The organism is Pseudomonas sp. GW704-F2 (assembly GCF_059423025.1).
Window position 1 is genome coordinate 1 of record NZ_JBWKXO010000018.1, and the last position, 14,111, is coordinate 14,111.

The 14,111-nt window shown below is 62.5% G+C and carries 14 protein-coding genes and 1 pseudogene; 6 read left to right on the forward strand and 9 right to left on the reverse strand.

Annotated elements, in window-relative coordinates; translation table 11 throughout:
• The 6 genes and pseudogenes from AC07W0_RS16470 to AC07W0_RS16495 form a co-directional block, all read right to left on the reverse strand.
• Positions 1-414: pseudogene (locus AC07W0_RS16470) on the reverse strand (YncE family protein); the annotation flags it as partial.
• Between the two features lie 146 nt (positions 415-560).
• Positions 561-1,589 carry an AbrB family transcriptional regulator gene (locus AC07W0_RS16475; RefSeq protein WP_046490337.1) on the reverse strand — a complete coding sequence of 343 codons (1,029 nt, stop codon included), beginning with the start codon at positions 1,587-1,589 and terminating at the stop codon, positions 561-563.
• A complete protein-coding gene (locus tag AC07W0_RS16480) occupies positions 1,582-3,096 on the reverse strand; it encodes a tripartite tricarboxylate transporter permease (RefSeq protein WP_017844900.1) in 1,515 nt (504 codons plus the stop codon). The genes AC07W0_RS16475 and AC07W0_RS16480 overlap by 8 nt, the downstream gene beginning before the upstream one ends.
• 1 nt (position 3,097) lies before the next feature.
• Positions 3,098-3,556: a tripartite tricarboxylate transporter TctB family protein gene (locus tag AC07W0_RS16485; protein WP_017844901.1), complete on the reverse strand. Its 459-nt coding sequence runs from the start codon at positions 3,554-3,556 to the stop codon at positions 3,098-3,100.
• Positions 3,557-3,616: 60 nt separating this feature from the next.
• The gene (locus AC07W0_RS16490) at positions 3,617-4,606 is read right to left on the reverse strand and encodes a Bug family tripartite tricarboxylate transporter substrate binding protein (protein WP_162231534.1); all 990 of its coding nucleotides are present in this window, start codon (positions 4,604-4,606) and stop codon (positions 3,617-3,619) included.
• 41 nt (positions 4,607-4,647) lie between these two features.
• The gene (locus AC07W0_RS16495; protein WP_017844903.1) at positions 4,648-5,940 is read right to left on the reverse strand and encodes an OprD family porin; all 1,293 of its coding nucleotides are present in this window, start codon (positions 5,938-5,940) and stop codon (positions 4,648-4,650) included.
• 234 nt (positions 5,941-6,174) lie between these two features.
• Between AC07W0_RS16495 and AC07W0_RS16500 the strand changes: the two genes are divergently transcribed.
• The gene (locus AC07W0_RS16500) at positions 6,175-6,846 is read left to right on the forward strand and encodes a response regulator (RefSeq protein ID WP_017844905.1); all 672 of its coding nucleotides are present in this window, start codon (positions 6,175-6,177) and stop codon (positions 6,844-6,846) included.
• Positions 6,839-8,224, forward strand: coding sequence for a sensor histidine kinase (locus AC07W0_RS16505; RefSeq protein WP_017844906.1), 1,386 nt, complete (start codon positions 6,839-6,841; stop codon positions 8,222-8,224). Before AC07W0_RS16500 ends, AC07W0_RS16505 begins: the two co-directional genes overlap by 8 nt.
• Here AC07W0_RS16505 and AC07W0_RS16510 read toward each other — a convergent pair whose 3' ends face one another.
• Both AC07W0_RS16510 and ygfZ read right to left on the reverse strand, forming a co-directional pair.
• Positions 8,225-9,046, reverse strand: a complete 822-nt coding sequence (locus tag AC07W0_RS16510; protein WP_017844907.1) for an HDOD domain-containing protein — start codon at positions 9,044-9,046, stop codon at positions 8,225-8,227. It abuts the gene before it with no gap.
• Between the two features lie 36 nt (positions 9,047-9,082).
• Complete coding sequence (ygfZ, locus tag AC07W0_RS16515) at positions 9,083-10,024, reverse strand: CAF17-like 4Fe-4S cluster assembly/insertion protein YgfZ (protein ID WP_102617674.1); 942 nt, start codon at positions 10,022-10,024, stop codon at positions 9,083-9,085.
• 139 nt (positions 10,025-10,163) lie between these two features.
• Here ygfZ and AC07W0_RS16520 point away from each other — a divergent pair, with 139 nt between their 5' ends.
• Together AC07W0_RS16520 and AC07W0_RS16525 are read left to right on the forward strand one after the other, a co-directional pair.
• Positions 10,164-10,418: an FAD assembly factor SdhE gene (locus tag AC07W0_RS16520; RefSeq protein WP_017844908.1), complete on the forward strand. Its 255-nt coding sequence runs from the start codon at positions 10,164-10,166 to the stop codon at positions 10,416-10,418.
• Complete coding sequence (locus AC07W0_RS16525) at positions 10,402-10,851, forward strand: protein YgfX (protein WP_017844909.1); 450 nt, start codon at positions 10,402-10,404, stop codon at positions 10,849-10,851. The genes AC07W0_RS16520 and AC07W0_RS16525 overlap by 17 nt, the downstream gene beginning before the upstream one ends.
• Here the strand turns inward: AC07W0_RS16525 and nadB are convergent.
• Positions 10,820-12,436: an L-aspartate oxidase gene (gene nadB, locus AC07W0_RS16530; RefSeq protein ID WP_102617675.1), complete on the reverse strand. Its 1,617-nt coding sequence runs from the start codon at positions 12,434-12,436 to the stop codon at positions 10,820-10,822. The genes AC07W0_RS16525 and nadB overlap by 32 nt on opposite strands.
• Positions 12,437-12,898: 462 nt before the next feature.
• Here nadB and rpoE point away from each other — a divergent pair, with 462 nt between their 5' ends.
• Together rpoE and AC07W0_RS16540 are read left to right on the forward strand one after the other, a co-directional pair.
• A complete protein-coding gene (gene rpoE / locus AC07W0_RS16535; RefSeq protein ID WP_003172477.1) occupies positions 12,899-13,480 on the forward strand; it encodes an RNA polymerase sigma factor RpoE/AlgU in 582 nt (193 codons plus the stop codon).
• 32 nt (positions 13,481-13,512) lie between these two features.
• Positions 13,513-14,100: a sigma-E factor negative regulatory protein gene (locus AC07W0_RS16540; RefSeq protein WP_017844911.1), complete on the forward strand. Its 588-nt coding sequence runs from the start codon at positions 13,513-13,515 to the stop codon at positions 14,098-14,100.
• The last annotated feature ends 11 nt before the right edge of the window (positions 14,101-14,111 follow it).

The window sequence follows — 14,111 nt, forward strand, 5'->3', positions numbered from 1 at the left end:
GGTAATGGGGTCGCTGCCGGTTGGTGCCACGGTGTCGATCTTGAGGGTCAGGCGTTGGGTTTCTTCTAAGCGGTGATCGAGGTGAGTCACCCGGAAAAATACGGGGCCGGCCGCGCCGTCGGCCAAGCGGGCCATGGAGATGTGCAGGGTAATCGGCTTCGCTTCGCGCGCTTCTTGCTCGGTTACGGTATGGAAGTCGACCGGGACCAGCAGGTCGCTACAGAACAACTCGATGAAATCGCCTTCAAGCTGGCCTGCGTAGGTGCGCAAGATGCAAATCAGGCCCGTGCTGCCATGGTTCTCCAACAGCAGTTGATGCACACCGCCGGAGAATCCTACGACCGGGGTCGTCAGGCCGGGAATATAAGGCGACAACTGCGCGACGAAAGGGGGCGCGTTGAGCTCTGGAGTCATGCTTGTCACCTCGTGCAAGGCAAAGGAGCCGAAAAGGTCCGGGGCACACAAGGATTGAACGCAGAAGGGCAGCGAGCAGGCTAGCTGTTAGAAATGACAGTGCCGACAGGCGGTAGCGGCCCAGGGCGGGCCGCCCTCGGTAGCCGCTAGGCTTGGCGGTTCCAATGCCTGAACAGCGGCTCCGCCAGAAACAACACGAACAACAAGCGCATCACCTGCATTGCCGTCACCAACGGCACCGACAGTTGCAGGGTTTCCGCGGTCAAACTCATCTCGGCAATGCCACCGGGCATCATGCCCAGGGTCAATGAGCGCAGGTCCAGTTGGGTCATCGCACTCAAGCCCACGGCGGCCAGCGTCGCCAGCAGCATGGTCAAGGCGGTGCCGATCAAGGTGCGCGCCATGAACGACGGCGCACTGCGGAAGAACTGACGATTGAAGTGGCAGCCCAACCCGCTGCCGATCAGCCACTGGCCGATCTGGCTGCCGCCGTCGGGCAGGCCGATGTGCAGGTCCCACGCCACACTGGCGGTGGCACTGACCAACAGGGGCCCGAACAGCCACGGGTTCGGCTGACGCAAGCGCTGCCAGCCCCAGGCCACCAGCGCACCGGCGGGAAACAGCAGCGCCAGCCAGGCCCAGCTCACGGGGGCGGGATGAAACTGCGGCGCGCCACCGTCCAGCACGTACTTGAAGATCGCCGGTACGCACAGCACCACCACCAACACCCGCAGGCTTTGCCCCGCCGCGACCCGGCTGAGCACCGCGCCATTGCGTGCGCCGAGGTTGACCATCTCGCCGGAACCGCCGGGCATGCTGGAGAAAAACGCGGTGGCGCGGTCTTCGCCGCTGCGGCGCATCAACCACACGCCGACCACGCTCGACAGGCTGGTGACCAGCGCGCCGAAGAAGATCAAGCCGAAGTGGCTCATCACCTGTTCGATCACCAGCGGAGTGAAGTGCAGGCCGATGCCGATGCCCACCACCCATTGGCCGCCTTTGCGCCCGCCGGGAATCTCCGCCAACTGCCACGGCGTGAGGCAACGCACGAGGATGATCGCCAGTAGCGAACCGACCATATACGGCAACGGCCAGCCGACCAGGCTGGCCAGGTAACCGCCGACCAGGCCGACCAGCGGTGTTCCCCACCAGTGTTTAAAGCTGGCCTCAGACATCGGCCACGGCACGACGCTGCAACGCACGTTTGCGGTAGATGCGCGCCAGCGGTAACAGCAGCATCACGGCGGTCAATACCCAGACACCGAAGGTGATCGGGCTGGACCACAGGATCTCCAGCGCACCGTTGGAGATCGACAGCGCGCGGCGCAGGTTCTGCTCCATCAGGCCGCCGAGGATAAAGCCCAGCAACACCGGTGACAGCGGGAAGTCCAGCTTGCGCAGGATGTAGCCGAAGATGCCGATACCGATCATCAGGAACAGATCGAACGTGGTGGCGTGAACCGCGTACACGCCGATCGCGGTGATGATCGCGATCACCGGCACCAGCGCCCAGTTCGGCACGGCGAGGATGCGCGTGAAGATGCGGATCATCGGGATGTTGAGGATCACCAGCATGATGTTGGCGATGAACAACGAGGCGATCAGGCCCCAGACGATATCCGGTTGCTGTTGGAACAACAGCGGGCCCGGCGTGATGTTGTACAGCGACAGGGCGCCGATCATCACCGCGGTGGTGCCCGAACCCGGCACGCCCAGGGTCAGCATCGGCACCAGCGCACCGCAGGCGGAGGCGCCGATGGCGGTTTCCGGTGCCGCCAGACCACGCATGTCACCCTGCCCGAATTTACCGCTGGCCCCGGCCAGGCGTTTCTCGGTCATGTAGGCCACGGCTGACGCCAACGTCGCGCCAGCGCCGGGCAATACGCCCATGATGAAACCGAGCAGGCCGCACCGGATGTTCACCGCAAATACCGACGAGGCTTCCTTCAGGTTAAACATCATCCGCCCGGTGGCTTTCACCGCTTCCTGGCCACGGTGGGTTTTTTCCAGCAGCAACAGGATCTCGCTGATGGAGAACAGGCCCAGCACCAACACCACGAACTGGATGCCGTCGGTCAGGTGGATGTTATCGCCGGTAAAGCGGTACACGCCGCTGTTGGCGTCGATGCCCACCGCTGACAGGAACAGGCCGATCAGCGCCGCGACGAAGGTCTTCAGCGGTTTATCGCCGGCCATGCCGCCGAGGCAGACAATCGCGAACACCATCAGTACGAAATATTCCGCCGGGCCGAAGGCAATCGCCCATTTGGCCAGCAGCGGGGCAAACAGCACCATGCCGCAGGTGGCGATAAACGCGCCGATGAACGAACTCCACGCCGACAATGACAACGCCACACCGGCCAGGCCTTTGCGGGCCATCGGGTAACCGTCGAGGGTGGTCATCACGGTGGAGGCTTCACCCGGGATGTTCAGCAGGATCGAGCTGATACGCCCACCGTATTCGCAGCCCAGGTACACGGCCGCCAGCAGGATCAACGCCGACTCCGGCGGCAGGCCCAGGGCGAACGCGATGGGGATCAACAGCGCCACGCCGTTGATCGGGCCCAGGCCCGGCAGCAGGCCGACCACGGTGCCGATCAAGGTGCCGCACAGCGCGGTCACCAGGTTGTAGGGGGACAGTGCCACGCCGAAGCCCTGGCCCAAATAGCCGAAAGTATCCATATCAGTTCTCCAGAACGTCGAGCAGGCCGAGGGGCAGCGGAACATCCATGGCTTTATCGAACAGCAGATAAAGGCCGACGCTCATCAAGGTGATGATCACCGCACCGGGCAACCAGCGGCCGCCATACAGCCGTGCCATCGGAATGCCGATCAACATGCTGCTGAGAATGAAACCGAGGGATTCGAAGGTGGCGGCAAACACGATCAATAGCGCCACGCAGATGCCGATCTTGATCAGGGTGGCGCGGTCCAGCGCGGGTTCTTCCTCGGTATGCTGGGTCGGCTGCGGGCGAAACAGCATGTAGATCAGCGCCAGGCTCATCAGCCCGAGCATCAGCAGCGGGTAGGCCCGAGGCCCCACGGGTTCGTAGGAAAACGACGCCTGGTAGGGCCAGGCCATCAAGGCCAGGCCCGCGCAGGCCAGCAGCAGCGCGGCGGCGAATATGCGTTGTAAGAGCATGTTGAACTCCTGGGCCACGCCCCTGGTTCAGCAGGACGTGGCCGCGCGACAGAGGGGCGATTACTGGATCAGGCCGAACTCTTTGGCCAGCACTTTGTAGTCCGCTACCTGCTTCTTCACGTAGGTGTCCAGCTCCGGGCCGGTCATGGCGAACGGGAACAGCTCGCGCTGGTCACGCAGCTTGGCGAAGTCTTCGGAGGCCAGCAGTTTGTCGAAGGCGTCTTTCCACCAGGCGTAGTCGGCATCGCTGACTTTTGGCCCAAGGTAGAAACCGCGCACCACTGGCCAGACGATGTCGTAGCCTTGCTCTCTGGCGGTCGGAATATCCTTCATTTCCGGTTCGTCCAGGCGCGCTTCGGAGAACACCGCGAGCAAGCGCATGTCTCCACTCTGGATATGGGGCATGGAATCGGAGATGTCGGTACTGCCCACCTGGATGTGGTTGCCCATCAGCGCGGTGACAATTTCACCGCCACCTTCCAGCGCCACATAGCGCAGGTCGCGCGGGTTGATCCCGGCGGCCTTGGCGATCAGCGCGGTTTGCATCCAGTCCTGGCTACCCACGGTGCCGCCGGAACCGATGACCACTTTGCTCGGATCTTTCTTCAGCGCCTGCACCAGGTCGTCGAGATTTTTGTAAGGCGAATCGCTTTTCACCGCGATGGCGCCGTAGCTGGTGCCGACCGCTGCCAGCCAACGCACGGCGCTTTCATCGAAGCGCCCGAACTTGCCCTGGGCCAGGTTCAACAGCGAGCCGCTGGACCAGGCCACCAGGGTGCCGCCGTCTGCAGGGCGCTGTGCGACCACGGCGTTGTAGGCCACTGCGCCCACGCCACCAGGCATGTAGGTCACGCGCATCGGCTTGCTCAGCAGCTTCTCGTTGACCAGCGCGCTTTGCGCCAGTTTGCAGGTCAGGTCAAAACCACCGCCAGGGGAGGCCGGGGCGATGCATTCCGGGCGCTTGGGTTCGTCGGCGGCCAGCAGTTGGCCGGCGAACAGCATGCAGCCGGCGGCGAGGGCGAATTTACGCAATGAAAGGGTCATGGTTATCTCCGTCGTTGTTGTTATGAGTGGCTATTACCAGGCACTGCTTACCAGAGCGCGACGCTGTAACTGACCAGCAGGCGTACTTCATCCGCATCACGCGCTGAATAGTTGGAACGATACGTCGCATTGCGCAGGCGCACGGCGACATCCTTGAATGTGCCGCTTTGCACCACGTACTTGATCTCGCTGTTGCGTTCCCACTCCTTGCCGGTCTCGCCGTTCTTGAGCTTGATATGGTCACCCGACAGGTAACGGCTCATGAAACTCAGGCCGGGAATCCCCAGCTTGGCGAAGTCATAGTCGTAGCGTGCCTGCCAGGAGCGCTCCTCGGCGCCGGCAAAGTCGTTGATCTGCACGAAGTTGACCAGGTACGGGTCGCTGCCATCCACATACGGAAACGCGCTGTCGCCGGACATGTGCTGGTAGCCGGCGCTGAGCTTATGGCCATTGAGGGCATAGCTGAACAGGCCGTTGAGGGAGGTGTTGTCGATCTTGCCGCCGCGGGCGGCGCCGGTGTCGTCGCTGATCGCCAGGCGCAGATCGGTGGCGAAGGTGCCGGGGCCCATCGGGCGCGCAGCCACCAGGCCGAGGAAGTGCTGGCGGTACACGTCGTCGAGTTGGGCGAAGTGATAGCTGCCGGTGATCTTGTCGGCGAACTTGTAGTCCACGCCGCCGAAATTGAAGTGCTTGCCGGTGGCGCCGCTGAGGAAACGGCTGTTCTTGTTGTTGAGGGCGATGTCCTCGTAGTTGGTGTCGTCGCGGTCCTTGGCCTTGTCGAGACGGCCACCGGTGAACACCAGGTTCTTGAACTCTTTCGAGGTGATCAGGCCGCCGTTGAAGGTTTGCGGCAGGATGCGGCCGTCGTTGGGCTTGAGGATCGGCAGCTCGGGGATCAGCGCGCCGACTTTCAGCTCGGTGGCGGAGATCTTCACTTTGCCGGTCAGGCCCAGCTTGGAATACTCGTTGGCGGCGCGGCCATCGTCGTGGGTGGGCAGCAGGCCGCTGCCGGTGCGGTCGGGGCTGGAGTCGAGCTTGACGCCGAGCATGCCCAGCGCATCCACGCCAAAGCCGACGGTGCCGTCGGTGTAGCCCGATTGCAGGTTGAGCATGAAGCCCTGGGCCCATTCGTCGCGCTTGGATTGCTGGGCGCTGGTGCCGTCGCGAAAGTCGCGGTTGAAGTACATGTTGCGGGTTTCCAGGGTCGCGCTGCTGTCTTCGAAGAAGGCGGCTTGGGCAAGCGGCGAAAAGCCGGCAAGGGTGGCGGCGCTGGCAAGGGCGGTCTGGGTCAGGCGGGAAAAACGCACAGGCGTGCAAGCCTGGGGCTGTGTCGACAGCATCGTTGAGTACTCCGTTATTGTTCTTATTTGACGAAAACGCTTCGAGGCGTTTTTCGGGTGCTACGGATCAGGCAGCTCGGCGGGCATGGCCTACCGTGGCTGGATGCTAAAGGGTGAAGCTTTCACTAACCTTTCAGTTGCCTTTCAATGTTTTCGGGCTTCACAGCCCAGGCGGCGCCTGTAAACTGCCTCGCAGAGCGTGGCGCCGACCACCCCCGAATGAGGTAGAAATCCATGCGTGTCCTCCTGGTTGAAGACCATTTGCAACTGGCCGAAAGTGTCGCCCAGGCGCTCAAGAGCACGGGTCTGACCGTCGATGTGCTGCACGACGGAGTGGCCGCGGACCTGGCCTTGGGCAGTGAGGAATACGCCGCGGCGATCCTCGATGTGGGCTTGCCGCGCATGGACGGTTTCGAGGTGTTGGCGCGCTTGCGGGCGCGTGGGAAAAATCTGCCGGTGCTGATGCTGACGGCGCGCAGTGATGTGAAAGACCGTGTGCATGGCCTGAACCTGGGCGCCGACGATTACCTGGCCAAGCCGTTCGAGCTGACGGAACTGGAGGCGCGGGTCAAGGCGCTGTTGCGGCGCAGCGTGCTCGGCGGCGAGCGCCAGCAGGCCTGCGGCGTGCTGGTCTACGACCTCGACACCCGCCGCTTCACGGTCGGCGGCGAGTTGCTGACCCTCACGTCCCGCGAGCAAGCCGTGCTTGAAGCGCTGATCGCGCGCCCGGGACGGGTGATGAGCAAGGAGCAACTGGCCGCCCAGGTGTTCGGCCTTGATGAAGAGGCCAGCCCGGATGCGATCGAAATCTACATACACCGCCTGCGCAAGAAACTCGACGGCCAGCCCATCGCCATCGTCACCTTCCGTGGCCTCGGCTACCTGCTGGAAGCGCGCGATGCATAAGCCCAGCAGTCTGCGCTGGCGGCTGCTGTGGAACCTCGCGCTGTTGCTGGTGCTGTTGATGGTCGCCAGCGGCATGAGCGCCTACTGGAACGGCCGCGAAGCCGCCGACACCGCCTATGACCGCACCTTGCTGGCCTCGGCACGCACGATTGCCGCCGGCCTGACCGAGGTCGACGGCAGCTTGAGCGCGAATGTGCCGTATGTGGCCCTGGACACCTTTGCCTACGACAGCGCGGGGCGGATTTATTACCAGGTCAATGACATCGACCAGAAGCTGATTTCCGGTTACGAAAACCTGCCCGGCCCGCCGCCTGGCACGCCGCGCACCGATGATTACCCGGCGTTGGCACGGTTTTACAACGCCACGTACCAGGGCCAGGCCGTGCGCGTGGTGAGCCTGCTCAAGGCGGTCTCCGAACCGAACATGAACGGCATGGCGGAAATCCGCGTGGCCGAGACCGATGAAGCTCGCGTCAGCATGGCCCGCAGCCTGATGGCCGACACCTTGCTGCGCCTGGGCATGCTCGCCATCGGCGCGTTATTGCTGGTGTGGTTTGCCGTGAGCGCGGCGTTGCGCCCGCTGGAGCGCTTGCGCACGGCCGTGGAAGAGCGCCAGCCCGACGATCTGCGGCCGTTGCCGCTGGTCGAGGTGCAGCTCGAGTTCGGCCCGCTGGTGCGTTCCATCAACCATTTCACCGAACGCCTGCGGGGCCAGTTCGAGCGCCAGGCGCAGTTTATCGCCGATGCGGCCCACGAACTGCGCACGCCGCTGGCCGCGCTCAAGGCGCGCCTGGAACTCGGCCTGCGCGCCGAAGACCCGGCCACCTGGCGCAGCACCCTGGAAACCGCCGCGCAAGGCACCGACCGCCTGACCCATCTGGCCAATCAATTGTTGTCCTTGGCGCGCATCGAAAACGGCGCACGGGCGATTGCCGAAGGCGGGGCGCAATTGCTCGACCTCAGCCAGCTCGCCCGCGAACTGGGCATGGCCATGGCGCCGTTGGCCCATGCGCGTGGGGTCGCGCTGGCGCTGGAGGCCGACGAGCCGGTGTGGCTGCGCGGCGAACCGACGCTGCTCAACGAGCTGTTGAGTAACCTGGTGGATAACGCCCTGGCGCATACGCCGCCTGGCGGCAATGTGATCCTGCGCGTGACGGCACCGGCGGTGCTGGAAGTGGAAGATGATGGCCCGGGCATTCCGCTGGACGAGCGCGACCGCGTGTTCGAACGCTTCTATCGCCGCAGTCAGCAGGGCCTGGGCTCCGGTCTGGGCCTGGCGATTGTCGGCGAAATCTGTCGCGCGCATCTGGCCCAGATCAGCCTGCATGATGGTGAACCGACGGGCTTGAAAGTGCGCGTCAGTTTTGTCGCCGGTTGATCAGTAGAACATCGACCGCGCTTCATCCAGTTCCGCACGCACGCTGTCGCTGTACAGGTCCAGGCGCAGTTTTTTGACTGCCGGCAGGTTGGTGATCGGTACATCCGCCAGCGGATGCGCGGTGCCGCGATGGCAATACAGCACGGCGACTTGCACCAGGTCGATATAGTCGAGGCTGGCGGAGTCGCGTTCCAGGTCCAGGTATTGGCCCGGCAGCTTGACCAGCATCTCCGGGAAGTCCCAGCCACGCAGGAGTTTGTCGCCGAGCATTGGGTGGCTTTTCTCGATCATGTGGTTGAGGCTGACCGGGTCAGAGAGCAACTCGTAATGGTCTTCGGCATAGGTCAGGATCGGCAGCACACCGATCTGGTGCACCAGGCCTCCGAGCGCTGCCTGGTCCGGCTTGAGCTGGCTGTGGCTGCGGCACAGCGCGTAGCTGACGCCCGCCACTTCCAGGCTGCGGCGCCAGACGTCGCGCATTTTCTGTTCGATCACTTCGGAACGGGCGTGGAAGATCTGCTCCATCACCAGGCCGATCGCCAGGTTGCTGCTGTAGTTGGTGCCCAGCCGGGTGATGGCGGTGTGCAGGTCGGTGACTTCCTGCGTGGCCCGCAACAACGGGCTGTTGACCACTTTGATCAAGCGCGCCGACAGCGCGGTGTCGCGACCGATCACTTTGCTCAAGTGACTGATGCCGATTTCCGGGTCTTCGGCGGCCTGACGAATGCTCAGGGCCACTTCCGGTAATGTCGGCAGAACCAGGTCATCGTTGTCGATGGCCGCAATCAAAGCCTGTTGGACTTTTTCCGCCAGCTCGTTCATTCATGCTCTCTAAGGTGTTGCAAAGGGGTGCGACGATCAGTGCTGGATCTCTCGATCACGATCCAATTGGTAGGGCAGGTCAAGTAGCTGCAAAGCGGGACCTTCGAGGGTGCCTAAATGCACATCACCACTCTCGGCTGCTTCGGCTTGCAGAACCGCCAGAAGTTCCACCATTTGGTCAGCTTTTGCCGCGATCACCACCTCGCCGATCGAGCTGTTGTGGCTGGGAGAAAACAGCGGCGTGCCGGGCTCGGGCAATTCAGCGGCATTCAGGCTCAGGCGGTACAGGCGACGCTTGAGTTTGCCCAGGTATTGCATGCGCGCGACGATTTCCTGGCCGGTGTAGCAGCCTTTCTTGAAACTGACGCCGCCCACGGCCTGCAGGTTGAGCATCTGCGGGATAAACAGCTCGCGGGTCTGCGGCATGACCTGGCCGATACCAGCGCGGACCTGGCCCAGCAGCCATTCGTTCAAGTCAGCCGTTTGCAACTGCGCGGCCAATTGGCTGCGCACGGCTTCGGCTTGCTCGGCGGGCGCCCAGAGTTCGGTGCGACCAGGGGATACGCGGATGGCGATCAATTGTTCGCTGCGGGCGACGCTGTCGGTCGCGGCCGGCAGCTCCAGGCCCAGGCTCGCCAGGGCATGATCCGCGTTCGCCAGGCCGAAACGTGCCCAGGCGGCGCTTTCGTCAGTGAGTTTGGATTTGGAGAACACCGCGTATTTCTTCAGGTCGGCCAGTTGCGGTTCCAGCAGCTCGGTGGCCATGGCCAAGAGCACGCCATCACCTTGCAGCAGGATGCGAAAGCTCGACTGCATGCGCCCTTTTTGCGTGCAGCGCGCGCCGAGGCTGGCCTGGGTGTCGCTCAGGTAGTTGAGGTTGCAGGTGAGTTGGCCCTGCAGGAACTTGGCAGCGTCGGCGCCGCGGACGGCGAGAACGCCTTCGTGGGTCAGTGGGCAGAAGAAAGCAGAGTCGGCCATGGGTCATCGCAGGTCAAAAAGTCTAGGTGCATCATAGAGGGGCGCCCGACAAATGGATAGTTTCTGTAGGGGGCGACCAAAGCCGACTGTTCCGCTGCCTTGGGGCCTGTATACTTGCAATCTATTTGAGGAGCGTTCCATGGTCGAAGATGTAGAACTCAATCGCCTCTACTGGCACAGCCGTCGCGGCATGCTTGAGCTGGACGTGTTGCTGGTGCCATTCGTCAGAGAGGTTTACTCGACCCTTAACGAGGCGGATCGCAACTGTTACGTGCGCCTGCTGGAATGCGAAGACCAGGACATGTTCGGCTGGTTCATGGAACGCTCCGAATCGGAAGACCCGGAGCTGCAGCGCATGGTTCGGATGATCCTGGATCGTGTCCAGCCCAAGTAATCCCGCCTTTGAATGCCGCTGGCAGGCCTCGCGGCTGTTGCTGGCGGCCTATCTCCTGGCCCAGTCGTCCGCACTGGGTGCGCTGCTGCTTGTCGATTTGCCTTATTCAAGCCTTGGCCTGTTGCTGTGCCTGGCTCACGCCGCCTGGGTTATCCCGCGCCATATCCGGCTGACTCACCGTTCGTCGATTCGCGGCCTGCGCCGTGACGAAAGCGGGTGGCAGTTGTGGAGCGAAGCGCGCGGCTGGCACCGCGTGCAACTGCGTCCCGACAGCCTGGCGTTGCCGTTGATCGTGGTGCTGCGCTATCGGGTGCAGGGCGAATGGGCGGTGCGGTCGATCTGTGTGCCCAAGGATTCGCAGGCCGCCGATGTACACCGGCGCCTGCGGGTTCGCCTGAAGTTCAGTCGGCGTAGGTGGTTGGCACCAGAATAGTATCGCGGGCCTCGGGCAGCATCTGCGGGTAGTCGAGGGTGTAATGCAGGCCCCGGCTTTCCTTGCGCTCCATGGCCGAGCGGATCATCAGCTCCGCCACTTGGGCCAGGTTGCGCAATTCGATCAGGTCGCGGCTGACTTTGTAGTTGCTGTAGAACTCGTCGATCTCATCCAGCAACAGTCGCACGCGGTGTTGTGCGCGTTGCAGGCGTTTGTTGGTCCGCACGATCCCTACGTAGTCCCACATGAAGCGTCGCAGTTCGTCCCAGTTGTGGGCGATGATCACGTCTTCGTCCGAATCGGTCACCTGGCTCGCGTCCCAGCGGGGCAGGGCGGCCGGGACGGGGATCTGCGGCAGTTGTTCAAGGATGTCTGCCGCCGCCGAACGCGCATAGACAAAACATTCGAGCAGCGAGTTGCTGGCCATGCGGTTGGCGCCGTGCAGGCCGGTGAAGCTGGTTTCGCCGATCGCGTACAGGCCGGGCACGTCGGTGCGCCCGTGTTGGTCGACCATCACGCCGCCGCAGGTGTAGTGCGCGGCCGGCACCACCGGGATCGGGCCTTTGGTGATGTCGATATTGAAGGCCAGGCAGCGCTCGTAGACCGTCGGGAAGTGAGTCTTGATAAACGCTTCGGGCTTGTGGCTGATGTCCAGGTAGACGCAGTCGATGCCCAGGCGCTTCATTTCATGGTCGATGGCGCGGGCGACGATATCGCGCGGGGCCAGTTCGGCGCGTGGGTCGAAGCGTTGCATGAAGCGCTCGCCATTCGGCAGTTTCAGGTGCGCGCCTTCGCCGCGCAGGGCTTCGGTGATCAGGAAGCTCTTGGCCAGCGGGTGATACAGGCAGGTGGGGTGGAACTGGTTGAATTCCAGGTTGGCCACCCGGCAGCCCGAGCGCCAGGCCATGGCGATGCCGTCGCCACAGGCACCGTCGGGGTTGCTGGTATAGAGGTAGACCTTGGCCGCGCCGCCCGAGGCGAGAATGGTGAAGCGCGCGCCGTAGGTGTCGACTTCGCCGCTGTTGCGGTTGAGCACATAGGCGCCGAGGCAGCGCTCGCCCGACAGGCCCAGGCGTTTCTCGGTGATCAGGTCGACGGCGACCCGTTGCTCAAGCAGTTCGATGTTCGGGCGTTGGTGGGCTTGTTCGAGCAGGGTCCTGAAGATCGCGGCCCCGGTGGCGTCGGCGGCGTGGATGATGCGGCGATGGCTGTGCCCGCCTTCGCGGGTCAGGTGGAACTCGAAGCCGCCGTCATCGCTGCCGGCGTGATCGTCACGGGTAAACGGCACGCCCTGGTCGATCAGCCATTGAATGGCTTCGCGGCTATGTTCGACGGTAAAGCGCACTGCATCTTCGTGGCACAGGCCGCCGCCGGCGTTGAGGGTGTCTTCGACGTGGGACTGCACCGTGTCGGTGTCGTCCAGCACGGCGGCAACACCGCCCTGGGCCCAGAATGTCGAGCCATTGGCCAGGTCGCCTTTGCTCAGCACCGCAATGCGCAGGTGGCTGGGGAGGGTCAGCGCAAGGCTCAGGCCGGCTGCGCCGCTGCCGATCACCAGGACATCGTGTTGAAACTGTTGGCTCATTTGAAGGATTCCGCAAAAAGCGATCCACAGGGGCTGGCGCAAACAGGACGCCTGGATCGGCGAATCAAAGGGTCACACAGGCTACTAGTATATAGAGGGGGGGAGCGGCACAATAGCCGCGCATTCGTGGCAATGTGAAATTACGGTGCACGGCCAAGGTAAATGGACCGGTTATTGAAGTGGGAACTTTTTGCATAAGCCCCGACTCAATAGCAGGTTGCCCGAAAGCTGGGAAAACGTTGAGTTTATTGGCCCGTCGGGAGCATTGGACGCGTCAGGAAACCGGCGACAAGATTATTCGCGCAGCCGGCATTGCCCGCGCTGCGTTTTTCGTGTGTGCCAAATCAGTGCATGCCGGAAACTTGCTTGGAGGGGAGAACTTTTGCGGAAAGTCCGAGTCTATGTTTGCAAGCCTGATCGTTCAGTTATGCAAGCCTCCTTCAAGTACAACGAGGAGTGTTCATGCTAACCCAGGAAGAGGATCAGCAGCTGGTCGAGCGCGTTCAACGCGGCGACAAGCGAGCTTTTGATCTGCTAGTGCTGAAATACCAGCACAAAATTCTCGGGTTGATCGTGCGGTTTGTGCACGACACCCATGAAGCGCAGGACGTTGCACAGGAAGCCTTTATCAAGGCATACCGTGCGCTGGGCAATTTCCGCGGTGACAGCGCGTTTTACACGTGGCTCTACCGCATCGCCATCAACACGGCGAAGAACTATCTGGTGTCTCGCGGACGCCGCCCACCAGATAGTGATGTCAGTTCGGAAGATGCAGAATTTTACGATGGTGATCACGGCCTCAAAGATCTCGAGTCGCCGGAGCGTGCATTGCTGCGCGACGAGATCGAAGGCACCGTTCATCGCACTATTCAGCAACTGCCAGAAGATTTACGGACGGCGTTAACTTTACGTGAATTCGATGGTCTGAGTTATGAAGACATTGCGAGCGTCATGCAGTGTCCGGTGGGGACTGTAAGGTCACGGATTTTCCGGGCCCGGGAAGCCATCGATAAAGCCTTGCAACCGTTGTTGCAGGAAAACTAAAGACAGCGGCGACAGCCAAGAGAGGAACCGCCATGAGTCGTGATGCCCTGCAGGAATCGCTGTCCGCAGTGATGGATAACGAAGCGGATGAACTGGAACTTCGTCGGGTGCTCAATGCATTCGGTGATGCCGAAACCCGTGATACCTGGTCTCGTTACCAAGTCGCTCGGGCGGTGATGCACAAGGATCTTCTAATCCCTCGTCTGGATATTGCTGCGGCCGTTTCTGCTGCACTGGCTGATGAAGCCGTTCCGGCAAAAGCTGCGCGGGGGCCATGGCGTAGCCTGGGTCGCCTGGCAGTGGCCGCTTCGGTAACTGTTGCCGTTCTGGCTGGTGTTCGCCTGTACAACCAGGACGAAATCGCCGGTACCGAACTGGCCCAACAGACTCAGCAACCGATCATGGCTGGCCCGCAAGTCAAGGGCCCCGCCGTACTGGCAGGCTACAAGGAAAGCTCCGACACTACCGGCCCGATGGCGAACGGTGTGCTTCAAGGGCAATCCGGCTGGCAGGATCAGCGTCTTCCAGGCTACCTGCGCCAACACGCACAGGAATCGGCCTTGAAAGGTACTGAAAGCGCTCTGCCTTATGCTCGCGCGGCAAGCCTGGAAAACCGTTGAACCGTTGAGGA

Excerpts from the sequence above, each read along its gene's own strand:
- AC07W0_RS16475 (WP_046490337.1), bottom strand. The coding sequence starts at position 1,589 with ATGTCTGAGGCCAGCTTTAAACACTGGTGGGGAACACCGCTGGTCGGC.
- AC07W0_RS16480 (WP_017844900.1), bottom strand. The coding sequence starts at position 3,096 with ATGGATACTTTCGGCTATTTGGGCCAGGGCTTCGGCGTGGCACTGTCC.
- AC07W0_RS16485 (WP_017844901.1), bottom strand. The coding sequence starts at position 3,556 with ATGCTCTTACAACGCATATTCGCCGCCGCGCTGCTGCTGGCCTGCGCG.
- AC07W0_RS16495 (WP_017844903.1), bottom strand. The coding sequence starts at position 5,940 with ATGCTGTCGACACAGCCCCAGGCTTGCACGCCTGTGCGTTTTTCCCGC.
- AC07W0_RS16500 (WP_017844905.1), top strand. The coding sequence starts at position 6,175 with ATGCGTGTCCTCCTGGTTGAAGACCATTTGCAACTGGCCGAAAGTGTC.
- AC07W0_RS16505 (WP_017844906.1), top strand. The coding sequence starts at position 6,839 with ATGCATAAGCCCAGCAGTCTGCGCTGGCGGCTGCTGTGGAACCTCGCG.
- AC07W0_RS16510 (WP_017844907.1), bottom strand. The coding sequence starts at position 9,046 with ATGAACGAGCTGGCGGAAAAAGTCCAACAGGCTTTGATTGCGGCCATC.
- ygfZ (WP_102617674.1), bottom strand. The coding sequence starts at position 10,024 with ATGGCCGACTCTGCTTTCTTCTGCCCACTGACCCACGAAGGCGTTCTC.
- AC07W0_RS16520 (WP_017844908.1), top strand. The coding sequence starts at position 10,164 with ATGGTCGAAGATGTAGAACTCAATCGCCTCTACTGGCACAGCCGTCGC.
- nadB (WP_102617675.1), bottom strand. The coding sequence starts at position 12,436 with ATGAGCCAACAGTTTCAACACGATGTCCTGGTGATCGGCAGCGGCGCA.
- rpoE (WP_003172477.1), top strand. The coding sequence starts at position 12,899 with ATGCTAACCCAGGAAGAGGATCAGCAGCTGGTCGAGCGCGTTCAACGC.
- AC07W0_RS16540 (WP_017844911.1), top strand. The coding sequence starts at position 13,513 with ATGAGTCGTGATGCCCTGCAGGAATCGCTGTCCGCAGTGATGGATAAC.